Raw genomic sequence first — 25,150 nt, 5'->3', positions numbered from 1 at the left:
AGCACTCCCGGATATGTTCACGGCGAGCCACCGGCGCCGCGAGGCGATCACTATGTTTAGGATACGGTCGCATGAGACCTCGAATCGGCAACGACGAACAACCCGGCGGAGAGGCGTTGAGAGTCTTGTTGTCCGTTCGCGGGCCATTCCGGACAACTAACCCATACGTCGTGCAACTTGCCGACTCGATTCGTAACTCCGGCGCAAGTGTCCAGTACTTCAGTTGGAACACAGCACTGTTCGGCCACTACGACGTGTTTCATATCCATTGGCCCGAAGTAATGATTCGCCGCGACGGCGCACTCGCGCGGGCTGCCGCCCGGATACGATTCATGATGTTGATGGTGCGGCTGCAGCTCACTGGCACGCCGATCGTTCGCACGGCACACAATGTTCGAGCACACGAAACCGGCAGCCGCACAGAGGCCGCGCTTTTGCGGTGGTGCGATCGGCGCACCCGAGCCTGGATCGTTCTCAACGAGTTGTCTACTGTGCCAACGGGAACCGATCGGGCACTCATTCCTCATGGTGACTACACCGACTGGTTTGCGCGGTACCCGAAATCCGACCCCACGGCCGGCCGACTTGTTTCGTTCGGTTTGATCCGTCCGTACAAGGGAACCGAGTTGCTGCTCGAGTCCTTCACCCACGTCACCACGCTTGGCGCCAGCCTGCGGATAGTCGGCAAGCCGAGCACCGACGAACTCCGCACCGCCGTGGAATCCGCTGCCGGCGTGGATAATCGCATCAGTGCTGTCCTCGACTACGTGGAGGACAGCACCTTGGCGCTGGAAATCACCGCAGCACAATTGGTTGTCCTCCCGTATCAGAACATGCACAACTCCGGCGCGCTACTACTCGCGCTCTCACTCGAACGTCCCGTATTGGTTCCGGATACCGACATAACCCGGGCTCTGGCCAACGAGGTCGGTCCCGGCTGGGTCCACCTCTACCAGGGCGCCCTCACGACAGCGGCACTCGATGCTGCTCTCGCCGCCCCTGCGCCCGACCACACCCCCGACCTGTCGGCCAGGAAGTGGCCGCAACTCGGCCTCGCCCATGTCGACGCCTACCGAAGAATGCTTCGGCCACACGGCGATCAACGTCTACCGTCCTGAATCCGATTCTTGATCCGCAACAGGAAACGCGCGATGCCCGAACGCCGTTGCACGAGAACGACACCCACTAGAGTTCCACCCGAAGCCGACAGCCGGTCGGTGGCGTCGGCGAGGTCACGACGCTTAGTACGTCCACGCCGCGCCACCAAAACCGTGATGTCGGTGGCAGCTGCCAACGTTGCGCCGTCCGCTACCGGTATCGCCGCACCACCGACTGCGAGGAGCATGTTGTATGGCGCTGACTCCACCCTGATAAAGGGCTTCAGCCGCGAACTGACCAATAGCTCCGCAGCGTTTCCCTCTGCATTACCTGCGGCAACAAAATCCAGTCGGTTCGTTAGCTGCAATGTCTGACCGAACTCCACGGAACCTTGCAGAATCTCCGCGAGGCCAGGAACCGATTCCGCGCCGAGCATGCCTGCGACGGACGCGGATCGCAGATCGGTGTCGACAAACAGAATTCGATTCCGAGCCCGGGCCATGACCTTCGCGAGGTCGACGGCAACTGCACGTGCCTCATCGCCTGCTGTCACGGGAACTACGGCAACGGACTTCACGTGGCCGTTCTTCGCACACAACGCTGAAATATTGGTGTGCAGCACCAACGTCCCGACGGCGCCCTCGGGTCCTCTGACATCGGTGGACGCCACAACCTGGTCGGCGCCGGCGGACGCCACAACCTGCCCGGAGTCGAATGCGATGGTCGCCAGTACCGGTGTCGACGACGCGGCCTCGACGTCCGAGGCCGATCGAACAGGTCTGGTCAGTGATTCCCAGATCCCCACGATCGCCACGCCCACGAGCAAGCCGGCCACCGCGCCGAGTAATTCGAATGTCAGCCGACTTGCCGTCGGTTGATTCTCTGGCGCCACCGCAGGAGATACCGTCGAGATTCTCATTGCGGGGTTGGTCGCTTCTTCACCTCGAGGCGACAACGTGCGGACCGCCTCGCCGAGTTGTCGGATCACCTCATTCGCTGTCGTCGCCGCGCCCAGACTGGTCTTGTCGGTGACCGTCACGTTCATCACTGTCGTGTTCGACGGCACATCCACTTGTATTCGGCCGGCGAGGCTCCGGGCCGTTGTCTGCAGGTCGAGTTCTTCGATCACCGGATCGAGAACGACCGGCGACTTCACGATCTGAGCGAATGAAGGCATGACACTCTGCGCAAATGAGCTGCCTGCCGTGTAGTCGCTGGCCGTCTTGGCTCGGTCGACAGCAAAATAAACGACCGCCGTCGAGCGGTGCTCAACGGTGATCGTTCCCGCGTATACAGCACCAGCGATAACACCCAGCAACATGCTCGCAATCAGCAGAATCCATCGCGCACGAACGAGATTCCATAAATTTTCCACTCATTCTTCGCTTTCTTCCGATTTTAACAGGCCAAGTGGACAATGCCTCGCACTGCCGACTAACCTTCCTGCAACTATACGGTTACATTCGCTTGCCCAGCGCTTTCGAGCAGACGGCACAGACGAGTGACGCCGGGTTGAACATTCCGGGGGGAATAATGATCAACGTCGGGGCATCCGCTCACCGCGCGCTAGTGGCCCATCCGGGTGCCGAACTGTATGGCTCGGACCGGATAGTGCTGGAATCGGTAACTGCCCTCACGACCAGGGGTTGGGACGTGACGGTGGCACTGGCGTCCAGTGGCCCGCTGGTACCTCTACTGGAAGAATCCGGCGCCGATACCGTGGCAATGCCGCTTCCGGTACTGCGCAAATCAAAAATGTCGGTCAGCGGCCTGCTCTCACTTGCCGTGGAAACAGCCCGCACCACGCCGTCCATCGTGCGGACGCTACGACGCTGCTCCCCTGATGTCGTATACATCAGCACCGTGACCATCCCCTGGGTTGCAGTGGTCGCGAAACTACTCGGATACCCGGTGATCTGCCATGTGCATGAAGCGGAAGACACTGCGTCCAAGACGATTCGGATGGGACTGGGTGCACAACTGCTGTTATCGCAGCGGGTCATAGCAAACAGCAATGCCTGCCGCGAACTGCTCCTACGCGACATCCCGATTCTCGAACGCCGGATGCGGGTGATCTACAACGGCGTTGCCGGACCGCGCACCGCGCCGACGCCCCCAAGAGACAGCCTCACCGGACCGATCCGCCTCCTATTGGTCGGACGCATTGCGCCACGCAAAGGCACAGACATAGCCGTCGAAGCGCTCGGGATCCTCGTCCGGCGCGGGTTGGATGTGACACTCGATCTCGCCGGCGGTGTCTTTGCCGACTACGAGTGGTTCGAAGACGATCTCCGCCGCATCGCCGCGTCGGCGGGAGTCAGTGACCGCATCCGACGTCTCGGAGTGATTGCGCAAGTGTGGGAAACATTGGAGTCCGCAGACATTGCCTTGGTGCCGTCGAGAGCCGAACCGTTCGGCAACGTTGCCGTCGAGGCCCAACTTGCCGCTAGACCTGTGGTGGCTTCCGCCGTTCAGGGCCTCATCGAGATCATCGACGACGGCCGAAACGGACGCCTTGTCGAGCCCGGAGACGCAGTTGCGTTGGCGGACTCGATCCAAGCAGCGATTGACGGCTGGGACGTTGCCCGCGAGCAGGCGATCGGCGCTCGCATCGAAGCCTTGTCCAGATTCTCACCGGAGCGGTACCGCACCGACATCGCCGACGCCTTTACTTCGACAACCGAGAGCAGTCGATAATGACCGTTCATCAGAACAGTCCGCTACCCAAGGAATCGTTTACCGATACCGTGAAACGATTGGCCGGAGCGCAGAAACCACCAGCCAAGGGTTCGCCGGCGTATTCGCGGTTTATCAATAGGAAAATCGGACGCGTCATCGCTGCGGCCGCGTACCAACTCGGCCTGACACCTAATCAAGTTACGTTTATCAGCGCCGGATTCAGCGCGGCCTCTATAGCGGCTATCGCACTGGCACATCCACATTGGTGGGTTGGCGTACTCATCGCCATTGGATTGCTGGTCGGCTACGCATTCGATTCGGCCGACGGCCAACTCGCACGCCTACGCGGCGGAGGTACGCCTGCCGGCGAGTGGCTCGATCATGTGGTCGACAGCATCAAGACCACCGCTTTGCATCTCGCGGTGCTAATCGGTTGGTATCGCCACTACGACGTCACCGATATTGAATTGTTATTGATTCCAATCGCTTTCACACTGACGGCATCCGTCTTCTTCTTCGTTCAGATCCTGACCGACCAGTTGCGACGCGCGCATCCGGACCGCGCGCCCGCCCCGGCAGATTCCAGTGCCGGCGCCACACTGCGATCGATTCTGGTAATTCCCACCGACTACGGCGTGTTGTGCGGGATCTTTGCGCTCTTCGCCTGGCCGTCGCTCTTCGCCGCCGCATACGCCTTGCTCCTCCTCGGCACAACGCTGTTTTTGTGCGCTGCGCTGCCGAAGTGGTACCGGGAGATTCGAAACTTCCGAAATTCGACATAGTTCGCCACATATTTGCTATTTGTCTCATTATTCATGATAAGTACGTGTTAACTGCATATATATATTTGCTATATATTTTCCATTCCTTGGATAAGCGTTATTTTCTTGGTAGCCTTTTCTAAGTCTCGAAGATCTCGGACCGGTGGACCTCCTTACGCCGTGTCGTACGTGTACCGGACGCCGCATCCGATAACTCGAGAACAAAACAACAGGGGGGGACGTTCATGCGAATCGCAATGATCGGAACACGGGGAGTGCCCGCACGTTACGGCGGATTCGAAACTGCGGTGGAAGAAATCGGATCACGACTGGTCGAAGGCGGCCACGAAATAGTGGTCTACTGCCGCGGCGAAGACCGGTCGCCGACTTATCGTGGCATGCACAGGGTGCCACTACCCGCTTTGAAGCATCCAATCTTGGAAACGTTGAGCCACACCGCTTTATCAGTCGGACATCTCCTACGCCACCGCTGCGATGCGGCAATAGTATTCAACGCAGCAAACGCGCCACTCCTGCCGGTAATCCGCGCAGCGCGTATCCCGGTGGCCGTGCACGTCGACGGGTTGGAGTGGAAGCGCGGAAAGTGGGGCCCCGTCGGGCGCCGATACTATCTGGTTAACGAACGTGTATCCGTTTGGCTTGCAGACGAATTGATTTCAGATGCCGAAGGTATCGCGGACTACTACCGCGAGCGCTACAACACCTCGAGCATGTTCCTGCCCTACGGTGCGCCAATCCGCGACACCGACGATCTGAGTCGTCTGGCGGAGCTCGATCTCACGGAACATGGCTACCACCTGATCGTTGCCCGGCTCGAACCAGAGAACCAGGTGGACAAGATCATCGAGGGCTACCTGCAAAGTAACGCCCAGCTGCCCTTGATCGTCGTCGGCTCCGTTCCCTACGAAAGCGAACACGAGAAACGAATCAACGAGCTCGCCGCGTCCGATTCCCGGATCCGCCAACTTGGCGGCGTCTGGGATCAGGATCTCCTCGACACCCTGTACGCGGGAGCGGCAAGCTATCTACACGGGCACACAGTCGGCGGCACTAACCCCTCGCTACTGCGCGCAATGGGAGCGGGCGCAAATGTCATCGCCTGGGACGTGAACTTCAACCGTGAAGTTCTGGGAGCAAACGGAGCCTATTTCACAGAACGAGCGCAACTCGGCACCGCACTCGAGGAGACGGAATCCAACCCTGTTGCTGCCGTAGAACGTGGCCTCCGGGCACGCGCACATGCGGCCGCCAACTACAGATGGGACGAAGTAACCAAGGGATACGAGCAGCTCTGCGAAGAGATGCGCGCCGGAACCCGAAGTCACAAACTGCGCAAACGGCCTCAGGACACTGTCCAGTCCCAGTACGTGGTCGGCCGGAACCCACAACTCAGTGAGACGCACTCCGTCTGAACTTTGCCCCCAGGACCGCCGGCGAATCTATTGCGCCGGCGGTCCTGGGCCTAGGCAGCCAATGTATTCCGTTCTTTTCGGCGCACACCGAGTCGCCATGCAGCATCGCTGGACTGTGTCTGCTCAATGTAGTCCTTAGATCTCCGCGCCCACGAACTGACTGTTGTAGAGCCGGTAGTACGCACCCCGCGAGAGCAGCAGCTCCTCGTGGCTTCCCTGTTCCACGATGCGGCCGGCCTCCATCACCACAATCAAGTTCGCATCACGAATCGTCGAAAGCCGGTGAGCGATGACAAAGCTTGTACGGTCGCTGCGCAGAACCGCGGTGGCACTCTGAACCAGCAGCTCAGTGCGCGTGTCGACAGAACTGGTGGCCTCGTCGAGAATCAGAATGGACGGCTGCGCGATGAACGCTCGAGCAATGGTGATCAGCTGCTTCTCACCGGCACTGATGTTGTTGCCCTCTTCGTCGATGACGGTGTCGTATCCCTCGGGCAGGGAGTGCACGAACTTGTCGACGTAGCTCATCTTGGCAGCGCGCTGAATCTCCTCTTCGGTGGCGCCCGGCTTGCCGTACGCGATGTTCTCCCGGATCGTGCCGCCGAACAGCCAGGCATCCTGCAGAACCATGCCGATGCGCGACCGCAGATCGTCACGCGTCATCTTCGCGATATCGATACCGTCGAGAGTGATGCGACCCGAATTGAGCTCGTAGAACCGCAGAATCAGGTTGACCAGGGTGGTCTTGCCGGCACCGGTGGGGCCGACGATGGCAACCATCTGACCGGGCTCGGCCACCAACGACAGATCCTCGATGAGGGGCTGCTCCGGCTTGTAACTGAACGTGACGTCCTCGAATGCCACCCGTCCCTTGGACACGGCCGGGGACTGCGCGTCGGCGGGATCGACGGACTGCTCTTCCTGGTCGAGGAGCGCAAACACCCGCTCAGCGGAGGCAACACCGGACTGCAGCAGATTGGTCATCGACGCGATCTGCGTGAGCGGTTGCGTGAACTGGCGTGAGTACTGGATGAACGCCTGCACATCACCGAGCGTCATCGTGCCGGAGGCCACCCGCATACCGCCGACAACTGCGATGGCGACGTAATTCAGATTGCCGAGGAACATGACAGCAGGCATAACCAGACCGGAAATGAACTGCGCTTTGAAGCTCGATTGGTAGAGCTTCTCGTTCTGCGTGCGGAAACGCTCCTCGACCTCGTTCTGCCGGCCGAACACCTTGACCAACTCGTGTCCGGTGAATGCTTCTTCAACCTGCGCGTTGATGCCGCCGGTGCTCTTCCACTGTGCGACAAAGTGTTTCTGCGAGCGCTTGGCGATGACAGCCGTGACGATGATCGACAGCGGAACCGTCGCGATGGCGATCAAAGCCAGAATCGGCGAGATGACCAGCATCATCACGAGGATCGCGATCACCGTCATCACCGACGTCACCAGCTGACTTAGCGTCTGCTGCAGGCTCTGCGCAACATTGTCGATGTCATTGGTGACGCGCGAGAGAACATCGCCTCGCGCATGAGTGTCGAAGTACCGTAGCGGAAGTCGATGAATCTTCTGCTCGACGTCCTCGCGTAGGCGTCGAACCGTGCGTTGCACGACAATATTGAGCAGGTACGCCTGCAACCAACTGAACAGCGACGCGCAGACGAACAGCAGCAGCACGATCATCAGCACTCGGCCGACCTCGGCAAAATCGATCCCGGTACCGGGGACCACGTTCATGCCGGACACCATGTCCGCGAACTGATTCTGGCCCTGCTCGCGCAGACCCGCCACTGCTTGGTCCTTGGTAATTCCGGCGGGAAGCTGTTTACCGACAATGCCGTCGAAGATGAGGTTGGTTGCATTACCCAGGATCTTCGGGGCGATCGAAGACAGCACCACACTGACCGTGACCAGAACAAAAATCAGGATGACAGCGGGCTTGTCGGGGCTGAGCCGAGAAAGAAGACGCTTCAGCGAAGGGCCGAAATTCATGGCCTTCTTGGTGGGGTCACCACCGCCGGGAGGTCCGATCGGAGGTGAGGAACTCGGCCGATTGCTCATGATGCGTCCTGTACGGCTAGCTGAGAGGCGACAATTTCGCCGTAAGTGGGACAACTGACTTGCAGTTCGTCGTGGGTACCGACACCGACGATGGCACCGTCATCGAGCACGATGATCTGATCGGCTTCGACGATGGTGGAAATACGTTGCGCGACAACGATGATGCAGGCGTCCCGGGTAACGGGCTGCAGCGCCGCTCTCAGTCTCGCGTCTGTCGTGAGGTCCAGGGCCGAGAACGAATCGTCGAACAAATAGATCTGTGGCTTGCGCACCAGTGCCCGCGCAATGGCCAGACGCTGACGCTGACCACCGGAAACCGTCGTACCGCCTTGCGACACCGGGGTGTCCAGGCCTTCCGGCATCGCGCGGACGAAGTCTGCGGCCTGAGCGACCTCGAGGCATTCCCACAGCCACTCGTCGGTCGCGTCGGGGTTGCCGTAGCGAAGGTTGGTTGCGACGGTTCCCGAGAACAGGTACGGCTTCTGCGGAACAAGTCCGATAACGGAACACAGCAGGTCGGTGTCGATGTCGCGGACGTCGACACCACCGACGGATACCGACCCGGATGTGGCGTCGATGAGTCGCGGAATCAGGTTGAGCAGCGTTGTCTTACCGGATCCGGTGCCGCCGATGATCGCGGTGGTTTTGCCTGGTTCGGCCCGGAAAGTGATGTCGCGCAACACCGGTTCCTCGGCGCCGGGGAACTGGAACTGAGCGCCGCGAAGTTCGACGACGCCCGGGTTCTTCAGTTCTCGAATCGGGTTCTCGGGCGGAATGACCGACGACGCCGTATCGAGCACCTCGGAGATACGTTCTGCGCAGACCGATGCACGCGGCAGCATGACGGCCATGAAAGTAGCCATCATGACGGCCATCAGGATCTGCATGATGTAGCTGAGCATCGCGGTGAGCGAGCCGATCTCCATGGCTCCACTGTCGATCTGATGCCCACCGAACCAGATGACCGCGACACTGGTGACGTTGCTGATCAGCATCACCAGCGGGAACATCACCGCCATCAGTTTTCCGACACCGAGCGCCGTTTCGGTCAGTTCGTCATTGGCTACACCAAAGCGCTTCACCTCGGAAGGCTCGCGAACAAACGCGCGGACAACCCGGATTCCGGTGATCTGTTCGCGTAGAACACGGTTGACCGCGTCGAGACGACCCTGCATGAGCCGGAAGCCGGGAACCATCCGCGCGATCAAAAAACCCATCGAAATCGCCAGCAACGGCACGCTGATACCCAGAATCCAGGACAGATTCAGATCCTGACGCAGCGCCATGATGATGCCGCCGACGCACATGATCGGAGCCATCACGAGGATGGTGCAACTCATCACGACCATCATCTGCACTTGCTGGACGTCGTTGGTATTTCTGGTGATCAGGGACGGCGCACCGAAATAGCCGACCTCGCGGGCCGAGAAAGTACCGACCTGATGCAACACCGACGCCCGCAGATCGCGTCCGATGCCCATGGCAACACGAGCACCGAAGTACACCGCACCCACGGAGCACAGGATCTGCGTCAACGTCACAAGGAGCATCACCCCACCCGTTGACAGGATGTAGCCCGTATCCCCCTTTGTCACACCGTTGTCGATGATGTCGGCATTGAGACTGGGAAGGTAAAGGGCAGCCATAGTCGAAATAAACTGCAGGACGACAACGCCCGTGAGTTCGCCACGATAGGGCTCTAGGTAAGTGCGCAGCAGCCTGATCAGCATAGTGAGCGAAGGTTACCAATCTCTGCCGACAAGTGCCGCAAGGTTTTTTCGGCCACCGGGAACTCCGACAAAAACACACGTGCCGCAACCGACTTGGAGTCGATTGCGGCACGTGTGTAGGACCCTGCTGTGCAGTTAGGCAGATGTTGCAGCCAATTCCGCTTCCTTGTCGGCGCGGAGTTGCTGGCTCAGCTTCTCACCCTCGATGTCGACGTTGGGCAGAATCTTGTCGAGCCACTTGGGCAGCCACCACGCCTTGTCGCCGAGCAACGCCATGACCGACGGAATGATCACCATACGAACGATGAAGGCGTCGAAGAAGACTGCGGCAGCGAGCGCAAACCCGATCGACTTGATGAACGAGTTCGGCTCCGCGATGAAGGCACCGAACACGGAGATCATGATGATCGCGGCAGCGCTGACAACCCGGGCACCGTGATTGAAGCCGATGGTGACAGCCTGCTTGGCGTTAGCTCCGTGGACGTACTCCTCACGCATGCGCGTCACGAGGAACACCTGGTAGTCCATCGCGAGTCCGAACACGACACCGATCAGGAAGATCGGCATGAAACTCACCAAAGGTTGCGGGTTCGAGATAATTCCCAACCAGCCGTGCTGGAAGATCGCAACCGTGGCGCCGAATGTCGCGAGCACGCTGAGCAGGAAGCCCAACGTCGCGGTCAGCGGAACCAGGATCGAGCGGAACACCAAGAGCAACAGGATGAATGCCAGGCCGACCACTACCGCAAGGTAGGGAACCAACGCGTCCTGCAAGGTATCCGAGATATCACCCTCGAGTGCAGTCTGACCTGTGATTCCGTAGCTCACACCGATCGAATCAGCCAGTCCTGCTTCGGCACTGCGGAGACTGCTCACCAACTCCATGGTTGCCGGATCGGTTGGACCGGTTGTCGGAGTGATCAACATCTGCGCGGTATCGCCGGCCTGGTTGACTTTGACGATCTGTGCATTCTGGACGCCGTTCAGCCCCGAGATCGTCGAGACGACCTTCTCGAATGCCTCGCCGGCCGGAACGTCTGCACCCTGTGCGTCGATAACACCGAGCAGCGGACCGTTCTTACCGCCACCGAAGCCCTCGTCGATCAAGTCGTACGCCTGACGCGAACTTGTTGCCGGATCACCCGTTGCCTCCGACGGCAATGACAGGCTCAATCCCGTTGCCGGCAAAGCCAAAGCGCCCAGAAGTACAACGCCGCCGATCAAAGGAACGAGCGGGCGTCGCACGATGGCGCTGATGTAGCGCAGAGCCAGCGTTGGCTTACCCGAATCCTCGGACTCCTGAGCCTTCTTGCCGAGGAACGGAATCTTGCCGGCAAAAGCCTTCCGGCCGAAGATACCCAGGATCGCGGGCAACAACGTCAAGGCGATGAGCACTGCGATGAGCACTGTAAATGCCGCTGCCGCACCCATATCCGAGAGGAACGGGATGCCGACGACACGCAATGCCACGAGGGCGATGATGACCGTCAGACCAGCGAATACGACTGCGGAACCGGCAGTTCCGACTGCGCGTCCGGCGGCTTCCGATCGGTCGTCGGTCAAGGTCAGCTCATGCCGGAACCTGGACATGATGAAGAGCGAGTAGTCGATCGCCACTGCCAGACCGATCATGATCGCCAACGTCGGCGTCATCGATCCGAGGTCCATGAAGCCCGTCGCGACGGTAATACCGAGGCTGCCGATTGCGATACCGATGATCGCGGTGATCAGCGGAAGTCCGGCGGCCACAAGCGAACCGAACGTGATTGCCAGAACGACGGCAGCGACGGCAATACCGATCAACTCGGTGAGCCCACCGGGCATCTCGGCTTCCTGTGCCGCAGTACCACTGACCTGGACGTTGAGTCCTTCGGCCCGTGCCACATCGGCAGCAGCATTGATCGACTCACGCATCGCCTCATCGGCATCGGTGACAGCGCCGACAAAGGGAACCTCGATGTATCCGACCGTGCCGTCCGCGCTGAGCGGCGACAATGCCGCAGCGTCTGAGCTTGCTTTTGCCTCGGAAGTTCCGGCAGCAGCGGCCTGCTCCTGGAACATCGCCGTCATCGAATCATTGGCGGCAACCGGGTTGACCAACGCTTTCGCGGCCTGTTCCGGCGTCGCCGTCGCCGGATCGACCTTGGCAGCGTCCTCGACCGTGTCGATCGCGCGGATCTGCGCGAGCATGTCGTCCATGGCCTTGACGTTTGCCGGATCAGCCAACGTCGTACCTGCAGGCGCTTGGAGAACATATCGGGCACTCAACGAATCCATAGCGTTGGGAGCGTCCGGGAAACGCTCCGCCATCAGGTCTTGGGCCTGCTGCGCGGGAGTACCCGGAATGTTGAAGGAGTCCTTGGTGGGACCGGACAGGGTCGCAGCCCCGACGCCCATCAGAACCAGGATTATCAACCAAACGCTGAGGACCGCGCCTTTTCGCCGGTAGGCGAACTTGCCGATCCGATAGAGATAGGTGGCCACGACGGGCTCCTTGCTGTTTCGGTGCGTGTACGTGGACAGGTATTAGGTGTGCGTGCTGAAGACGCGGTGTCTCAGAGACGTGGTGTCTCAGAGACGCGGTGGCGGCGCAGGCAACCCTGCACGAATTTGCCGAAAAGCGTCATGGACCAGTTCTTCCGGTCCGGAAGCATCCGACTTTCCGCCGGACCAGATGTCGATCACCGATTTAGCGGCTCCGGCCACCGCTCCGAGGAGAAGTGTCGGGTACAGGTCACGCTCGACATCCGTGCCGGTACGTTCGGCCAATGCCTGAATGACTGCACGGTTGATCCGCTGATGCATGTCCGCAGCATCCCGATAGAGAGCGGGACTCGCGTCCGACAGCATCCAGATACTTGTTGTCTTACTCGCTGTCGGACCGGAGCCAGTCACGATTTCGACCACAAGATCCTCGAGGACGTCGAGAATCGGTTCGTCCGCGGGCCGAGATGCAAGCGCCTCGATCCAGAGAGTTACCGATTCCTCGAAGCTGGCGAGTACCGCCTCCTCCTTGCTGGAGAAGTAGTTGTGGAATGTCCTCGTCGACACTCCAGCCTCGGACGCAATCGCGTCGGCGGTGACGCACTCGATTCCGAGAGCCCGAGCGAGCCGTTCTGCCGCACTGCTGAGTGCAGCGCGGGTTGCCGCCTTCTTGCGGTCTCGGAGACCTGGCTCGGTTATCACTCTCTCCACGTTACGGAACTTGCAGACATCTGCAAGTTTGCAGAGTCATGCAAAATTGTGGATTCCGGCACAGCTTCGCGGCAATTGTCGGGTAGGTCACACTCGCCAGGCTCGCGGATCGGCACCGCCTCGACAAAAGCCACGCCTACACCAGACAATGGTCAAAACGGTTGCCATTGATTAACCAACCGCATGGATTAACCGCTGCGGATCAACCACCCGATCTTGAACAACTGAGGAATTTCATGGACCCACTCCTACAAAGCTGGCCGGTGCCGCCTTCGGTCATGCTGTGGGGATCGAAGAACGGCCCCGGCTCAATGCTGCGGCTCGTCAACTTCACCATCGGGTTCTGCTCGCTCAACTTTTCCCTGGTTGCCTATCTGTTCCTGATCAGCGGCGAAGGCCCCGACCGACAGTTCGCGCGCACCTGGCTCATCGCATTCGCGACCGTAAACCTCATCCCCACTGCCCTTTGGTTCCTCGGAAAAGTTCGCGGGTCGCGCGCTCTGAAACTGTTCGGGATCTGGGCAGATCTGGGAACAGCCTCCGTCATCATCACGTTTACCAGCCACGATGCAGCACTCTTCGGCGCGGTGCTCTTCGTAGCCTCCGGCGCCTACTTCACGTACTTTCTCAACTTTCGATGGCTCGCCTTCCACCTTGCCTTCTCCTGTACGTTCATCATTTCCCTGGCGATCCTCGCCATCACCCGCGGGACGCTGCCCACTGCCGGCGTCATCGCGCGCACCGACGTAATCCTGTGCGCCGTCATCTTCATCCCGGCCACCATCCAACTCGCCTGGCGGCAACTACTCGCACGCGCCAACGGATCGAAAGTCGACGCACTGACCGGCCTCCTCAACAGGCGCGGACTCTGGGACATGGCCGAACGGGTCTGGTCGACCTCACACGCCAACCGCGTCGACGTTGCGGTCGCCGTCGTCGACATCGACAAATTCAAAGCCGTCAACGACGCCTACGGGCACGAAGTCGGCGACACCGTCATCATCAGAACCGGCAACCGACTTCAACAACACGTCAACGGATTCGGATACGCAGCGCGCACCGGCGGCGAAGAATTCACGCTCGTCATGATCGGAACGCCATACGGACTACGCAAACGCATAGCGACTCTGCCCCGCGCAGTTGTCGAAGCCACGGACGCCCCCCTGGCGACAGTCAGTATCGGCGCCTCCACGATGCCGTTCACCCCAGACGTGGAGCAATTCGACTACACCGCGTTCTCCCGCGCGATAGTCCATGCCGATCATCTGATGTACGAAGCGAAATCATCCGGCGGGAACTCCGCGAATACCGCGCCACTCGACATGACGCGCTTCGACCGATCCGGGAACTGACGTCAGCGCCGCTACAGCCCCCACCGTCAGCGCCGCTACAGCCCCCACCGTCAGCGCCGGCACAGCCCCCAACGTCAGCGCCGCTTCCAGGCCCCCGGATCCGCCGTCAACTGATTCACAAAGTCAGGTAGGTGGCCGTCGGCCACATCCGCCATCGTGACGTTCTCGAGCACCGCGCGAAGATTGACGCGGACCGCTATCCACACATCCTTGAGCTGCGTCGCCGGACCCGTGTAATCGACATCCTCGGGGCGCTCCCCACGGATCGACGCCAACGGACCTTCCACTGCACGGATGACGTCGGCAATCGTGATTTCCGGCGCGGGACGGGCAAGCCAGTAACCACCCTCGGGTCCGCGCTTACTCGTCACAAGGCCGCCGCGTCGTAGATCCGACAGAACTGCCTCGAGAAACTTATGGGGGATCACCTGCGACGTTGCGAGAAACTCGGCTTTGGCCGGGCCTGGACCAGCTGCTGCGAGTTCCGCCAACGTTCGCACGGCGTAGTCCACCTTTGCGGTGATGTGCACCGGCAATTCCTACCATTCCCCTATGGAAAGGCGCAAGGGAATGCATCTTCCATGTCGTTACACATTAATGCATAATGTAACGATAAACCCGTGAACGGACAGGACAACTAGCGTGTGGGACACCCTCCTCGAATCTTGGAAGTCTCTCCTGGAACCACTCCATGACCCGGTAGCGCTGGCCATCCCCGCGTTTGCCCTCTTCCTGGTGATCGAATGGGCAGCAGCACGCAAACTCGAGGATCATCCCGACCGCGCTGACGGCCGAGCACACCCCGCGACGGGCGGTTACCGTGGCGTCGACGCCCGCACGAGCGTCCTACTCGGAGTGGTCTCCATCGCGACCAGCGCCTTCTGGAAAGTTCTTGCCCTGATCGGATATTCCGCCATCTGGGTATATCTCGCACCGTGGCATCTCTCACCGAGCGCCTGGTACACCTGGGTGATCCTGCTTCTCGGAATCGATGTCCTCTACTACGCGTATCACCGCATCGCACACCGCGTTCGAGTTATCTGGGCAACACATCAAGCGCACCACTCGAGCGAATACTTCAACTTCAGCACCGCCCTGCGTCAGAAGTGGAACAACAGCGGCGAAATAATCATGTGGCTACCGTTGCCGTTCCTCGGAATTCCGCCGTGGATGATCTTCGTCGGCTTCTCCGTCAGCCTGGTCTACCAGTTCTTCGTGCACACCGAGCGGGTCGGAAAGCTCTGGCGTCCCATCGAATTCATCTTCAATACGCCATCACACCACCGCGTCCACCACGGGTCGGACGCCGACTATCTGGACCGCAACTACGGCGGAATCCTCATCGTCTGGGATCGGATCTTCGGCAGCTTTGCCGCTGAAACACACCGGCCGACATACGGACTCACGACGCCAGTCGGAACGTACAACATCTGGAAACTGCAGACACGCGAATACGCTGCCATTGCCCGCGACTGGAAAGCGTCGACGTCATGGCGCAATCGCGGCGGCTATGTGTTCGGGCCTCCCGGATGGGCACCGAAAGCCGAACTCACGTCACCAGAATCCACAACCCACTAGCCGCGAGAACCAGCAGGCTCACCGCCAGTACAGCACCCATACCCAAAGCGGGCGTTGCCTTTTCCCTGGCAAAGAGCTCGAGCCGCGCAGACCTCGACCGACGCTCGTAGATCGTGACGGCAACAATCAGGACAGCCGCGATTGCCGGACCGATCATCGCCACCGAACCGAACGGCGGCAACCAGCGCAGGCACGCCACGGCCAAACCGAGGATGGACAGACTCGTACGCACGAATGAGAGCGACGTGCGTTCGGACTGTAATCCCTTGTCAGGAGGGCTGATCGCGCTCCTGCCCGAAGGACTGATTGCGTCGGACGGCTCTACGGTAGTCAAGCTAGTTCACAACCTCGACCACGAGGACAGTCGCACAGATGACCAGAACGATTCCCACTACCGGCGCCATGAGAGGCACCGGTAGTGAGCGTTCAGCTCGCAATGCCCGCTCCGCACTGATCCAGTGGACAAAAGATGTGATGGCGATCAGCGCTCCGCCAACAAGGAGGAGCGCCGCCAGACCGGAGCGAACGCTCTCGTTCAGGATGTCGCCGCCGAAAGCCTCCAGGCCGACGCCCGACGCGATGAACGCAGTCGCGGTGCGCACCCAGGCCAAATATGTCCGCTCGTTTGCGAGAGTGAACCGCGGATCCGGGTCTTCGCCTGAGCGGAACGGCTTCCACAATCGCATTAGTGGGACCGTCCGCCGAGACAACACTCGTACCTGAGGACGCGCCGCGAATTCAAGTTCATGTCCTTAATCTTCCCTGGCGGCGGAAACGCACCGCCATCCGGGCTTGATCAGGACTGGTCGAGCGATACCAGGAAGTCCACGCTGCCACTGCCGTCGACAGTTACGAACCCGAGGGACGGAGGCTGCACACCGAAGTCGGTCCACGTCACCGGAATGGAGCCGGACGCGATCAGCGTGTCACCGGAGTGCAGAACCGTCATGTCCACGGACACCGGCTTGGACTGGCCCTTGAGCGTCAACGTGCCAGGCACCGTCACCGTCGCAGTTGTCCCATCCGTCGGCACCGACGACAGATCCACCGGCGAGTCCATCGTGAACGTCGCCGTCGGATACGTGCTGGTGTCCATCACGTTGCCCGTGAACTGGCTGTCACGCCGGTCGGAGTCGGTCTTGATACTCGCCACCTGCACGGTCACTTCGCCGGCCGTGAGCTTTTCACCGTCGACCGTCGCATTGCCACTCACCTCTCCTGTGGTGCCTACGACAGTCACACTCGATCCGTTGAGAATCTCGTGCACGGTGTACCCGGCTGCCGTCTGGTTGTCCCCTTGTCCCGCGACGACGGTCCACGCACCGTCGATCGACCCGGACGCCGCCTCGGCACCTTCCGTAGACACCACGGCTGCGGGAGCGTCATCTTCTGCGATGAACTTCCCGTACGCCCACGGCCCCACGAGTAGGGCGAGCACGACCACGACTACTGCTCCGCCGATCCACCACATCTTTTTCATGCGTTCGACGATAGTTGCAGCTTCAACGGATGTCAGGGGTTGCCAACTGTGGGAACTCTGTGAATGTGCTCCGTGACGACTGGGCACGAGAGGTCATCTACGGCACTTGGTAATGATTTGGTAAAGTAGCACCACGCTTCGAAGGAGGTGTTCACAATGTCGGACCTGGCCCTCCTGAGCGACGACGAGTTGGACGAGCGTCGAATCGCCCTCAGTCAATCACTCACTGCCGCAGCCTATTTGATACCTACCCCGGCGCCGTCGTTCTTCGAGAAATTGAAGCAGGATATCGACGACGCCGCGGCAGAGTGGAATGCGCGACGCTCCTGAGGACGGTCAGCCGCGGGCGCGGACAAACTCCGCGTCCGGATTGCCGGTGCCCGAACCGGAGACCTCGAGGTGGTTGCCACCACCGCGACCGGGCTTGCGCCGAACGATCGCGACGACGAGAAGGAGCACCCCCACCAGCGCAGACACGAGCGGAACCCAGAATTCCGCTACCTTCAGCTGCCGTTCTCCCCGTGCAACCTTGTCGGCAACCTTCTGGATCGACGCGTCGGAGGTCTGGGCCCGGACCTGGGAGAGATCGAGAAGTGGTACCAACGCGTCTCCCGACGCGATATTGAGCACTGCGGTTTGGTTCTGGGCGATGCGGATGGGCGTACCGAAATGAGTGTCGACAGCGGCGTCGAGCATGTTCACCGAGGTGTACGTGAGGGGCACCGGGTCGGGCGCAGCCGCTAGTGCTTGTTCCACTGCAGCCGCCCGGTCAGGCGACAATGCGGGAATCAAGGTCCGCACTATCTCACGCGGCAGTGTGGAGCCATCCCCGCCCGGGACGAGAGCTGCGATTCCAGCCATGACCGGACCCAGAACCGCGGGGTCCACGATGGGAGCGGTTGCCGTGCCGGTGAATTCGTACACCTCGCGCCCCGCAAGCGTCGTTGTTCCGGTGTAGGTGACAGGTTGAGCAGTGCGTGTCACCTGGTCGTAGACGAGCGCGTCGTCGGTGGTGGGGTTCATCGGGAAGGACAGCGTGATTCCGCCGCGTTGGTCCTCGACCGACACTCCGTCCGGCGGGGCGGCTTGGGTGAAATCCTCGCGATTAACCGCAAAAGAGCGGACATCGGTGACGTCACCGCTCGGAAGATGGGTGACCACTGTGCACGTGACGAGCGCGGTATCTCCTACTACCCGATCAACTTTCAACGAGCGGTCAATGGTGATCGGCGTGCCCGCGTCAAGCCCGAAGGTCGTGGGGTCGATCTGGCGGAGTGTGCCCTCGAACAGTGCGCCCTCTTTGGTATCTGCGGGCAGCTTGGACATATTCGGCACAACAACGTACCTGATCACCGCCGCAGCAGTGATCAGCATCAAGCCGACGATAAAGAGCGCGATAGACGAACGGCGCAGGGCCATATGGTTTCTCCTCGGAAAGCGAGCGAATTGCTCAGCCGTGAGCGGTCGGTTGTCCGGTCACTCGACGACGGTTGGTGAACAGCTCATCGCAGGCACTGAATCCACCCGCGGATCGGACGCTGTCAATTGAAAACCGACTCAGCATCGAAATATGTTCTTGTGGAGGGTATTCCACACACGAGCGTGACACAAGACACATTTGAAGAATTGTTTCCGGGTTTGAAGTTCACTCGCAGAGACGATCCAGGCCTCGCGGAAGGCACAGGCATGGCAAGATTGCGGCCCCGACTTCGGAAAGTCGGGGCCGCAATCGCGCCTTATTCAGTTGTACAGACTGGTTTGTTCCGGTCAGCCGTTGTCTGCTGAATTATCTTTCGGGTCAGCGGAATCCGCGGCAAGCAAGCGCTTCGCCGCCAAGCGCAGGCGCCGTTTCACCTCGTGGGCTGACGTTTCCCCGTTCAGCCAACTGCCGACACTGGCGACCCACAGGGTTTCCACCATGCACAGCGCGCGTAACTGCATTGGGCTGCAGCGATGGTCGGGGCCCCACGCTTGAACTGCGGCAATAGAGGTGAAGGGGGTGGACCAGGGTGTTATATCGGTGACTTCTGCAGAATGTCGGACTCGATCGGGGTCGAACTCGAGCACTGTATTGCCCGCGGCCAGCACGGAGTGTGCGAACCCCGGATCCTTGACCATCGCCACGAAGGCCCGGACAAACACTTCTCCGGCACGACCCTCCGCCGTCCGCTGTCTTGGCGGACGACGGAGCACGTCCTCGGCCAGAGAGTCCAGTTCTGAACTGACGGCGGCCGTGATCAGCTCGTCTTTGGACGCATAGTACTTGTACAGCGTCGAAAGGGCGGTTTGGGCACGACGAGCGACCTCCCGCATCTGCACGGCTTCGTAGCCACCGGCGGATGCCAACTCACGGGCCGCTTTCACGACTCGCTCGACACGGAATGCCTTCGCCTCAGGTGTGCGGCCATTAACCTTCACTGCGGCCATCCGTGCTGTCCCCAATCGTGTACCGAAATCTGACACTGTCGCATCAGCCACCACGATATCGTCCCGGCCCCAACCCCAGTTCACACGCTCAGCGTCCGGTACTCGTTCTCGCCGAGTATGCGTTGGTCAGCTAGGAACCTGGCTCATGAACAAGGACGGGTGCAGGCCGTCTGCCAACGGTCGGAACTCCCCTTCGACCTTAGCGGCCAAGTCGTCGAGGTCCCATGGCCCGTCTGACGACACCGAGGCAATGACGTCGGGGTTGTTCCACAACTTCACCTCGAGGCCGGAGGCGCCGAGGGTGCGGCCCGACAGCCAATCGGAACCCGTACCGGCGAGGTACGTGACGATGGGCGCAATATTGTCCGGCGAGTCGTTGCCGGGGACTGCATCGAATCCCAGTTGCTTCTCGTCGGGGATGGTTTGTGTCAGTCGGGTGGCGGCACCCGGAGCGATAGCGTTGGCCGTCACGCCGTATCGCGCCAGGGCATTTGCAGTGGAGGCAGTCAAGCCGACAATGCCCATCTTTGCTGCGGCATAGTTCGGCTGACCCGGCGAACCCTGCAGTGCGGAATCGGAAGTGAAGTTGATGATGCGGAAGTGGCCGTCGGGATTCCGCAGCGAACGCCAGTAAGCTGCCGCCGGCTTGATGGTGCTGAAGTGGCCACGCAGATGCACGCGGATGACCGCATCCCAGTCTTCTTCCGGGAGGTTGAAGATCATCTTGTCACGCAGGATTCCCGCAACGTTGACAAGAATGTCCAGCTTGCCGTAGTTCTCCAGTGCGAGATCGACCAGCCGCTGACCGGTCGCGACGTCGGCGATGTCTCCGCCGTCTGCGACAGCGGCACCGCCACCGGCAACAATTTCAGCAGCGACGTCACGCGCCGGTCCCTGGTCCCCGCCCTGGCCGTCCGGTGACGAGCCGAGGTCGTTGATGACAAGCTTTGCGCCCTGTGCGGCGAACAACTTGCTGATCGACGCGCCGATGCCTCGTCCGCCGCCGGTAATGATCGCTACGCGACCTTCGAGTGAACCCATGAATCTTTCCTTTGTTAGTGCCTCGACGAACATCGCGGCGAATCGTTATGGAGTGGAGAGTCAGCGGATTGTGGCGGTGCCCATGTCGATGACGACGTCACCGAGATCGTCGACCGTCCGGAACCGAACGCCTTTGCCGTCGTTCCAGATCGAGGTGGTAATCGACTGTCCGGGCAACACGGATTTGGTGAACCGCCCGGACATCCCAGTGAAGCGTTTCGGGTCCGAATCGGCCACAACATGCAGGAGGGCCCGGCCGGCGTAGCCATAGGTGCACATTCCGTGCAAGATGGGAATATTGAACCCACCGCGGGCACTGAATGCCGGGTCCGAATGCAAGGGATTCCGGTCGCCACTGAGTCGGTAGAGCAGCGCCTGGTCCGGTCGAGTCGTGTATGTGACAACGTGATCCGGTTTGCCCGTTGGCAATTCCCATGCGGTCGACGGCCCTCGCTCACCGCCGAACCCCCCGTAGCCTCGCAAGAACAACCCGGACTCGAGAGTTCCCACGATCTGGCCGACAGAGTCGCGGGCAACGGTCTCCGTCATGATCAAGGCACCGGAACCCTTGTCGTAGACGCCGGTGATCGTGCCAGTGGTTTCAACGCGGCCGTCGGTCGGAAGCGGGCCCGTCAGGCTGAGCGCTTGCGATGCATGCAACACCTTGGTGAAGTCCACATCGTCGGGTAGCAAGGAGTCGTCGCCCGACAAAGCCACATTGGCAAAGGTCGGGAGCACCATCTGCTTTATGCCCTCACTGTTCTCTGTGGTGAACTCCAGCTCGTCCAGCGGGTCAGGCTGACCGGCGCCGACACCCAGGGCATACAGCAGTGCGTCTTTCGACGTCCAACTCTTCCAGACAGGTTTGCCGGTGCGTCCGACGAGTGAGCTGTCGATCGGCATGTAGAACCTCGATTTCATCCAAGTGATATTCCGCAGGAGCGGACCGGGGTTACCGGACGGTAAGTGTGATTCGGATCGACGAGAACGCCGAAAACGTTGCCTTACAACGCTCTCCAACTAAAGAGAACACGTTACGTATGTGATTGGCAAGTCTCTCGTCCAAGGAGGACAGTTCGATTTTTCGGATTTTCGACCAGGCCTTGACATAAAGGATGAACTGGATCACTCTGGTCGTGACAGAACGCGTTCCGTTTAGGCAAAACTAGCGGAACGTGTTCCTTTAAATGAAACGTAACGGTACGTATTTCTTTACGCGAACAGTAACGGCACATGTTCTTTTTGCAACGCTAACGGACTGAATTCCGTTGAATACCTTCATGAGTTGATCCCAGACCCATACGACGAAAGGACTGTCGATGACAGGGCCTGTACCGGTTCCGACCCCGGCCACCGCTCCCTATTGGGAGGGTGCGCAGCGGGAGGAACTCACGATTCAACGCTGCCAGTCGTGCACACAGCACTACTTTTATCCACGACCTTTCTGCCCGCATTGCAACTCCGACGACGTGGTGTGGACCCCTGTCAGCGGCCGAGGCCGACTGGTGTCCTACGTAATCAACTACCGACCGATTCCCCCGTTCGATTCCGAGACCCCCATCGTCGTCGCACTGGTCGAACTCGACGAGGGACCACAATTGATGAGCAACGTGATCGGGGTGGATGCCGACCCCGGGAACCTCCCGCTCGACCTCGCGCTCGAAGTCACGTTCGTCGAACGTGGAGACACGAAGCTCCCCATGTTCACGCCGCTGCAGGAGTCCGCCAGATGACAACAAGCCATGTGACATCTATGCACAACGGAAACATCGTGATCGTCGGTGCGTCGGAGACGACGGAAATCGGTGTATTGCCAGGCATGTCCATCCTCGATCTCCATGCCAATGCCGCCCGCAACGCAATGGCCGACGCAGGCCTCACGCCAGCGGACATCGACGGCGTCGCTACCACCGGCCTGCTTCCGATGGAAGTCAGTCACCACCTGGGTATCACGCCTCATTGGCTGGACGGAACAGGCGTTGGTGGATGCAGTTTTATGCTTCATGTGCGTCACGCCGCGGCCGCCATTGCTTCCGGTGCCGCTGACGTCGTGCTCGTGACGCATGGCGAGTCCGGGCGGTCCCGCGTTGGCGCTCCACCATACTTGACGCCTTTGGATTCCATGACCGGTCAGTTCGAGGCCGTCTACGGCGCAAATATGCCGTACTCGACCTTTACAGTCCCGGCGCTGCGCTTTCTGCATGACCGCGGAATGACGCTTGAGCACCTGGCTGAGGTTGTTGTTGCACAGCGCAACTGGGCCCTCGACAATCCGCGAGCTTTCCGTCGCAAGCCGACGTCTGTGGATGAAGTGCTGTCCGGTCCACCGGTGGCCTACCCGTTTACCCGCGACATGTGCTGTGTGCTCACCGACGGTGGCGGCGCCGTGATCCTGACCAGTGCCGAACGGGCGGCAGACATGCCGGGATCCGATCGGCATGTGTATTTGCTCGGGTCCGGTGAATCTGCCGAAGGTCCACTGGTTTCGCAGATGCACGAGCCCGGATCGTTCCGTGCATTCCGTGATGCCGGCGCCGATGCCTTCGCCACCGCGGGAATCACCCGCGACGATGTCGACCACCTGATGGCATACGACGCCTTCGCCCACGTTCCGCTCTACATGCTCGAGGATCTCGGGTTTGTCGGTCATGGTGAATCAGGAGACTTTGTCGCCGAAGGACATACGTCCAAGGGAGGCCGACTTCCGATGAACACCAACGGCGGTGGAATGTCGTACACACACAGCGGGATGTACGGAATGTTCGCCATCCAGGAGGCGGTCCGTCAGCTACGCGGGGAAGCCTGCGAGCAGGTTCCCGAAGTCGAAATCAGCTTCGTCCAGGGAGTCGGATACTTCTTCGGCGCCGCCGGCAGTTTGGTTCTCTCGAATCGGCGTCCGTGAGGGAAATCTTCTGTCCCAGAACGCAACACCTGCGACGATCAGGAACCTCGTCGACCGAACAAATCACCGCCAGGAGCCACGGAAAGGTACCTGCATGACCACCTCACTTCCATTCACCGATCACCCGGTGACTGCCCCGAACATCGATGTCACAAGTGTCGAGTTCTGGGGTCGGACATTTGCCGAGCGGGACAAGACATTCGCCTGGCTGCGCGAGAATGCTCCGGTGAGCTGGCACAAGCCGATGGAACGCCCGCATTTCAAACCCGACGACAGCGAGAAAGGGTTCTGGGCACTCGTCAAAAGTGCCGATATCGCCTTCGTGAGCCAGAATCACGAAATCTTCAGCTCCGATCAGGACTCGGCGCGGGGTGTAATGTTCCCGCCAATTGACCGCGAAACAGTCGGTGCCCCAACCTTCCTCGTGATGGATCCGCCCTACCACACCCGATACCGCCAGGTAATCAGCTCGGCGTTCACTCCGAAGGCCGTCAAGCGTCTACGCGAGAAGATCGAAGAACGCGCCGAGCAGATCGTCGGCCGAGTCGTCGGTGCGGGCGAGTTCGACTTTGTCGAAGAAGTCGCGTCGAAGTTGCCGATGCTCACTGTCGCCGATCTTGTCGGCGTCCCCGAGAGTCTGGTCGAAGAGTTCGCCAAAGCGGGCGACAACTTCGTCAACGCAGGTGACCCGGACGAATGCCCAGCGGATCTGACACCGGCCGAGTACGCCATGCAGCAGATGGAAAGACTGTCGGAGATCGGCAATGACTTGGTCAATTTCCGTCGTGAGAATCCGGCCGACGACATCGCAACTGCGCTGGCAAACGCCGAGTTCGACGGCAAACCTCTCTCCGAGCTCGAAATCGCCTCAACGATGGTCCTGCTCAGCGTCGCCGGCAATGACACCACCAAACAGACCACCAGCCACACCGCCTTGTCACTGCACAAGAATCCGGACCAGAAGCGATGGCTGACGGAAGACTTCGACGGCCGCATCGCGCAGTCGATCGAGGAGTTCATTCGCCACGCTTCACCCGTCCAGAACTTCGCGCGCACGGCCACTCAGGACTTCGAACTGGGTGGAACTCAGCTCAAAAGGGGCGACAAGGTCGTCATGTTCTACGGCTCGGGAAACCGGGATGAGGACGTCTTCGAGGATCCCCATCGATTCGATTTGCAGCGCAGTTTCACTAACAACCATGTTTCCTTCGGCGGCGGCGGGGTCCACTACTGCCTCGGCCACATGGTCGCCAAAGCCCAACTGCGGGCACTGTACTCACAAATCCTCACCAAACTTCCTGCTATGGAGGTCGGCGAGCCGGTGTACCTCTTCAGCGACTTCATCAACGGGATCAAGCACCTCCCGGTACGCGTATAACAAACTCCAGCAAAGAACAGGAACGACGC

At 60.3% G+C, this 25,150-nt stretch carries 23 protein-coding genes; 10 read left to right on the top strand and 13 right to left on the bottom strand.

Annotation, left to right across the window (positions count from 1 at the left end):
* Positions 1-71: 71 nt before the first annotated feature.
* A complete protein-coding gene (locus C7T36_RS15335) occupies positions 72-1,118 on the top strand; it encodes a glycosyltransferase (protein ID WP_084702608.1) in 1,047 nt (348 codons plus the stop codon).
* Here the strand turns inward: C7T36_RS15335 and C7T36_RS15330 are convergent.
* Positions 1,100-2,473 (bottom strand): Wzz/FepE/Etk N-terminal domain-containing protein, encoded by a 1,374-nt coding sequence (locus C7T36_RS15330; protein ID WP_045066455.1) that lies wholly within the window; start codon positions 2,471-2,473, stop codon positions 1,100-1,102. The two genes, C7T36_RS15335 and C7T36_RS15330, sit on opposite strands and share 19 nt — an antisense overlap.
* 158 nt (positions 2,474-2,631) lie before the next feature.
* On the opposite strand from C7T36_RS15330, the gene C7T36_RS15325 reads away from it, so the two are divergent.
* From C7T36_RS15325 to C7T36_RS15315, 3 genes are all read left to right on the top strand, one after another.
* On the top strand, positions 2,632-3,795 hold the full coding sequence (locus C7T36_RS15325; RefSeq protein ID WP_045066453.1) for a glycosyltransferase family 4 protein: 1,164 nt from the start codon (positions 2,632-2,634) through the stop codon (positions 3,793-3,795).
* Positions 3,795-4,559, top strand: coding sequence for a CDP-alcohol phosphatidyltransferase family protein (locus C7T36_RS15320; RefSeq protein WP_045066451.1), 765 nt, complete (start codon positions 3,795-3,797; stop codon positions 4,557-4,559). The genes C7T36_RS15325 and C7T36_RS15320 overlap by 1 nt, the downstream gene beginning before the upstream one ends.
* A gap of 224 nt (positions 4,560-4,783) precedes the next feature.
* Positions 4,784-5,971, top strand: coding sequence for a DUF1972 domain-containing protein (locus C7T36_RS15315; protein ID WP_045066449.1), 1,188 nt, complete (start codon positions 4,784-4,786; stop codon positions 5,969-5,971).
* A gap of 135 nt (positions 5,972-6,106) precedes the next feature.
* Here the strand turns inward: C7T36_RS15315 and C7T36_RS15310 are convergent, their stop codons facing one another.
* The 4 genes from C7T36_RS15310 to C7T36_RS15295 form a co-directional block, all read right to left on the bottom strand.
* Positions 6,107-8,038 carry an ABC transporter ATP-binding protein gene (locus tag C7T36_RS15310; RefSeq protein ID WP_084702606.1) on the bottom strand — a complete coding sequence of 644 codons (1,932 nt, stop codon included), beginning with the start codon at positions 8,036-8,038 and terminating at the stop codon, positions 6,107-6,109.
* Positions 8,035-9,768 (bottom strand): ABC transporter ATP-binding protein, encoded by a 1,734-nt coding sequence (locus C7T36_RS15305; RefSeq protein WP_033235085.1) that lies wholly within the window; start codon positions 9,766-9,768, stop codon positions 8,035-8,037. Before C7T36_RS15305 ends, C7T36_RS15310 begins: the two co-directional genes overlap by 4 nt.
* A gap of 135 nt (positions 9,769-9,903) precedes the next feature.
* Positions 9,904-12,252, bottom strand: coding sequence for an MMPL family transporter (locus C7T36_RS15300; RefSeq protein WP_045066448.1), 2,349 nt, complete (start codon positions 12,250-12,252; stop codon positions 9,904-9,906).
* Positions 12,253-12,339: 87 nt separating this feature from the next.
* On the bottom strand, positions 12,340-12,954 hold the full coding sequence (locus C7T36_RS15295) for a TetR/AcrR family transcriptional regulator (protein ID WP_033235087.1): 615 nt from the start codon (positions 12,952-12,954) through the stop codon (positions 12,340-12,342).
* 245 nt (positions 12,955-13,199) lie between these two features.
* Here C7T36_RS15295 and C7T36_RS15290 point away from each other — a divergent pair, with 245 nt between their 5' ends.
* Positions 13,200-14,315 carry a GGDEF domain-containing protein gene (locus tag C7T36_RS15290; RefSeq protein ID WP_033235088.1) on the top strand — a complete coding sequence of 372 codons (1,116 nt, stop codon included), beginning with the start codon at positions 13,200-13,202 and terminating at the stop codon, positions 14,313-14,315.
* A 74-nt stretch (positions 14,316-14,389) separates the two neighbouring features.
* Here C7T36_RS15290 and C7T36_RS15285 read toward each other — a convergent pair whose 3' ends face one another.
* Positions 14,390-14,845, bottom strand: a complete 456-nt coding sequence (locus C7T36_RS15285) for an Rrf2 family transcriptional regulator (RefSeq protein ID WP_045066446.1) — start codon at positions 14,843-14,845, stop codon at positions 14,390-14,392.
* Between the two features lie 112 nt (positions 14,846-14,957).
* Here C7T36_RS15285 and C7T36_RS15280 point away from each other — a divergent pair, with 112 nt between their 5' ends.
* Positions 14,958-15,893: a sterol desaturase family protein gene (locus C7T36_RS15280; protein ID WP_045066445.1), complete on the top strand. Its 936-nt coding sequence runs from the start codon at positions 14,958-14,960 to the stop codon at positions 15,891-15,893.
* Here the strand turns inward: C7T36_RS15280 and C7T36_RS15275 are convergent.
* From C7T36_RS15275 to C7T36_RS15265, 3 genes are all read right to left on the bottom strand, one after another.
* Positions 15,865-16,227 (bottom strand): DUF202 domain-containing protein, encoded by a 363-nt coding sequence (locus C7T36_RS15275; protein ID WP_052683456.1) that lies wholly within the window; start codon positions 16,225-16,227, stop codon positions 15,865-15,867. The genes C7T36_RS15280 and C7T36_RS15275 overlap by 29 nt on opposite strands.
* Before the next feature lies 1 nt (position 16,228).
* Positions 16,229-16,579 carry a YidH family protein gene (locus C7T36_RS15270; protein ID WP_045066442.1) on the bottom strand — a complete coding sequence of 117 codons (351 nt, stop codon included), beginning with the start codon at positions 16,577-16,579 and terminating at the stop codon, positions 16,229-16,231.
* Between the two features lie 110 nt (positions 16,580-16,689).
* Positions 16,690-17,373, bottom strand: a complete 684-nt coding sequence (locus C7T36_RS15265) for a YceI family protein (protein ID WP_045066440.1) — start codon at positions 17,371-17,373, stop codon at positions 16,690-16,692.
* Positions 17,374-17,529: 156 nt separating this feature from the next.
* On the opposite strand from C7T36_RS15265, the gene C7T36_RS30145 reads away from it, so the two are divergent.
* A complete protein-coding gene (locus C7T36_RS30145; protein WP_165826333.1) occupies positions 17,530-17,703 on the top strand; it encodes a hypothetical protein in 174 nt (57 codons plus the stop codon).
* A gap of 6 nt (positions 17,704-17,709) precedes the next feature.
* On the opposite strand, the gene C7T36_RS15260 is transcribed toward C7T36_RS30145, so the two are convergent.
* The 4 genes from C7T36_RS15260 to C7T36_RS15245 form a co-directional block, all read right to left on the bottom strand.
* A complete protein-coding gene (locus tag C7T36_RS15260; protein ID WP_045066439.1) occupies positions 17,710-18,792 on the bottom strand; it encodes a porin PorA family protein in 1,083 nt (360 codons plus the stop codon).
* A gap of 348 nt (positions 18,793-19,140) precedes the next feature.
* Positions 19,141-19,800, bottom strand: a complete 660-nt coding sequence (locus C7T36_RS15255; RefSeq protein WP_095887678.1) for a TetR/AcrR family transcriptional regulator — start codon at positions 19,798-19,800, stop codon at positions 19,141-19,143.
* Between the two features lie 126 nt (positions 19,801-19,926).
* Complete coding sequence (locus C7T36_RS15250; RefSeq protein ID WP_045066436.1) at positions 19,927-20,841, bottom strand: SDR family NAD(P)-dependent oxidoreductase; 915 nt, start codon at positions 20,839-20,841, stop codon at positions 19,927-19,929.
* A 60-nt stretch (positions 20,842-20,901) separates the two neighbouring features.
* Positions 20,902-21,762, bottom strand: coding sequence for a MaoC family dehydratase (locus C7T36_RS15245; RefSeq protein ID WP_233364875.1), 861 nt, complete (start codon positions 21,760-21,762; stop codon positions 20,902-20,904).
* 398 nt (positions 21,763-22,160) lie between these two features.
* Here C7T36_RS15245 and C7T36_RS15240 point away from each other — a divergent pair, with 398 nt between their 5' ends.
* The 3 genes from C7T36_RS15240 to C7T36_RS15230 all read left to right on the top strand — a co-directional run bounded on the left by C7T36_RS15240 (position 22,161) and on the right by C7T36_RS15230 (position 25,121).
* Positions 22,161-22,574, top strand: a complete 414-nt coding sequence (locus tag C7T36_RS15240) for a Zn-ribbon domain-containing OB-fold protein (protein WP_033235097.1) — start codon at positions 22,161-22,163, stop codon at positions 22,572-22,574.
* Entirely contained in the window at positions 22,571-23,743 is a 1,173-nt protein-coding gene (locus tag C7T36_RS15235; RefSeq protein WP_033235098.1) for a thiolase, read from the top strand. The genes C7T36_RS15240 and C7T36_RS15235 overlap by 4 nt, the downstream gene beginning before the upstream one ends.
* A 94-nt stretch (positions 23,744-23,837) precedes the next feature.
* Positions 23,838-25,121, top strand: coding sequence for a cytochrome P450 (locus tag C7T36_RS15230; RefSeq protein ID WP_045066434.1), 1,284 nt, complete (start codon positions 23,838-23,840; stop codon positions 25,119-25,121).
* Positions 25,122-25,150: the final 29 nt, after the last annotated feature.

It is taken from the genome of Rhodococcus sp. AD45-ID, from assembly GCF_003023755.1.
Classification (GTDB): domain Bacteria; phylum Actinomycetota; class Actinomycetes; order Mycobacteriales; family Mycobacteriaceae; genus Rhodococcus_F; species Rhodococcus_F globerula.
This window is presented reverse-complemented; position numbering and strand designations above follow the sequence as displayed.

What these genes read in the sequence shown, in the direction of transcription:
- C7T36_RS15325 (WP_045066453.1), top strand. Translation starts at nt 2,632, where the DNA reads ATGATCAACGTCGGGGCATCCGCTCACCGCGCGCTAGTGGCCCATCCG.
- C7T36_RS15320 (WP_045066451.1), top strand. Translation starts at nt 3,795, where the DNA reads ATGACCGTTCATCAGAACAGTCCGCTACCCAAGGAATCGTTTACCGAT.
- C7T36_RS15290 (WP_033235088.1), top strand. Translation starts at nt 13,200, where the DNA reads ATGGACCCACTCCTACAAAGCTGGCCGGTGCCGCCTTCGGTCATGCTG.
- C7T36_RS15240 (WP_033235097.1), top strand. Translation starts at nt 22,161, where the DNA reads ATGACAGGGCCTGTACCGGTTCCGACCCCGGCCACCGCTCCCTATTGG.
- C7T36_RS30145 (WP_165826333.1), top strand. Translation starts at nt 17,530, where the DNA reads ATGTCGGACCTGGCCCTCCTGAGCGACGACGAGTTGGACGAGCGTCGA.
- C7T36_RS15255 (WP_095887678.1), bottom strand. Translation starts at nt 19,800, where the DNA reads ATGGCCGCAGTGAAGGTTAATGGCCGCACACCTGAGGCGAAGGCATTC.
- C7T36_RS15265 (WP_045066440.1), bottom strand. Translation starts at nt 17,373, where the DNA reads ATGAAAAAGATGTGGTGGATCGGCGGAGCAGTAGTCGTGGTCGTGCTC.
- C7T36_RS15250 (WP_045066436.1), bottom strand. Translation starts at nt 20,841, where the DNA reads ATGGGTTCACTCGAAGGTCGCGTAGCGATCATTACCGGCGGCGGACGA.
- C7T36_RS15305 (WP_033235085.1), bottom strand. Translation starts at nt 9,768, where the DNA reads ATGCTGATCAGGCTGCTGCGCACTTACCTAGAGCCCTATCGTGGCGAA.
- C7T36_RS15315 (WP_045066449.1), top strand. Translation starts at nt 4,784, where the DNA reads ATGCGAATCGCAATGATCGGAACACGGGGAGTGCCCGCACGTTACGGC.
- C7T36_RS15235 (WP_033235098.1), top strand. Translation starts at nt 22,571, where the DNA reads ATGACAACAAGCCATGTGACATCTATGCACAACGGAAACATCGTGATC.
- C7T36_RS15230 (WP_045066434.1), top strand. Translation starts at nt 23,838, where the DNA reads ATGACCACCTCACTTCCATTCACCGATCACCCGGTGACTGCCCCGAAC.
- C7T36_RS15270 (WP_045066442.1), bottom strand. Translation starts at nt 16,579, where the DNA reads ATGCGATTGTGGAAGCCGTTCCGCTCAGGCGAAGACCCGGATCCGCGG.
- C7T36_RS15260 (WP_045066439.1), bottom strand. Translation starts at nt 18,792, where the DNA reads ATGGCCCTGCGCCGTTCGTCTATCGCGCTCTTTATCGTCGGCTTGATG.
- C7T36_RS15310 (WP_084702606.1), bottom strand. Translation starts at nt 8,038, where the DNA reads ATGAGCAATCGGCCGAGTTCCTCACCTCCGATCGGACCTCCCGGCGGT.
- C7T36_RS15335 (WP_084702608.1), top strand. Translation starts at nt 72, where the DNA reads ATGAGACCTCGAATCGGCAACGACGAACAACCCGGCGGAGAGGCGTTG.
- C7T36_RS15245 (WP_233364875.1), bottom strand. Translation starts at nt 21,762, where the DNA reads ATGAAATCGAGGTTCTACATGCCGATCGACAGCTCACTCGTCGGACGC.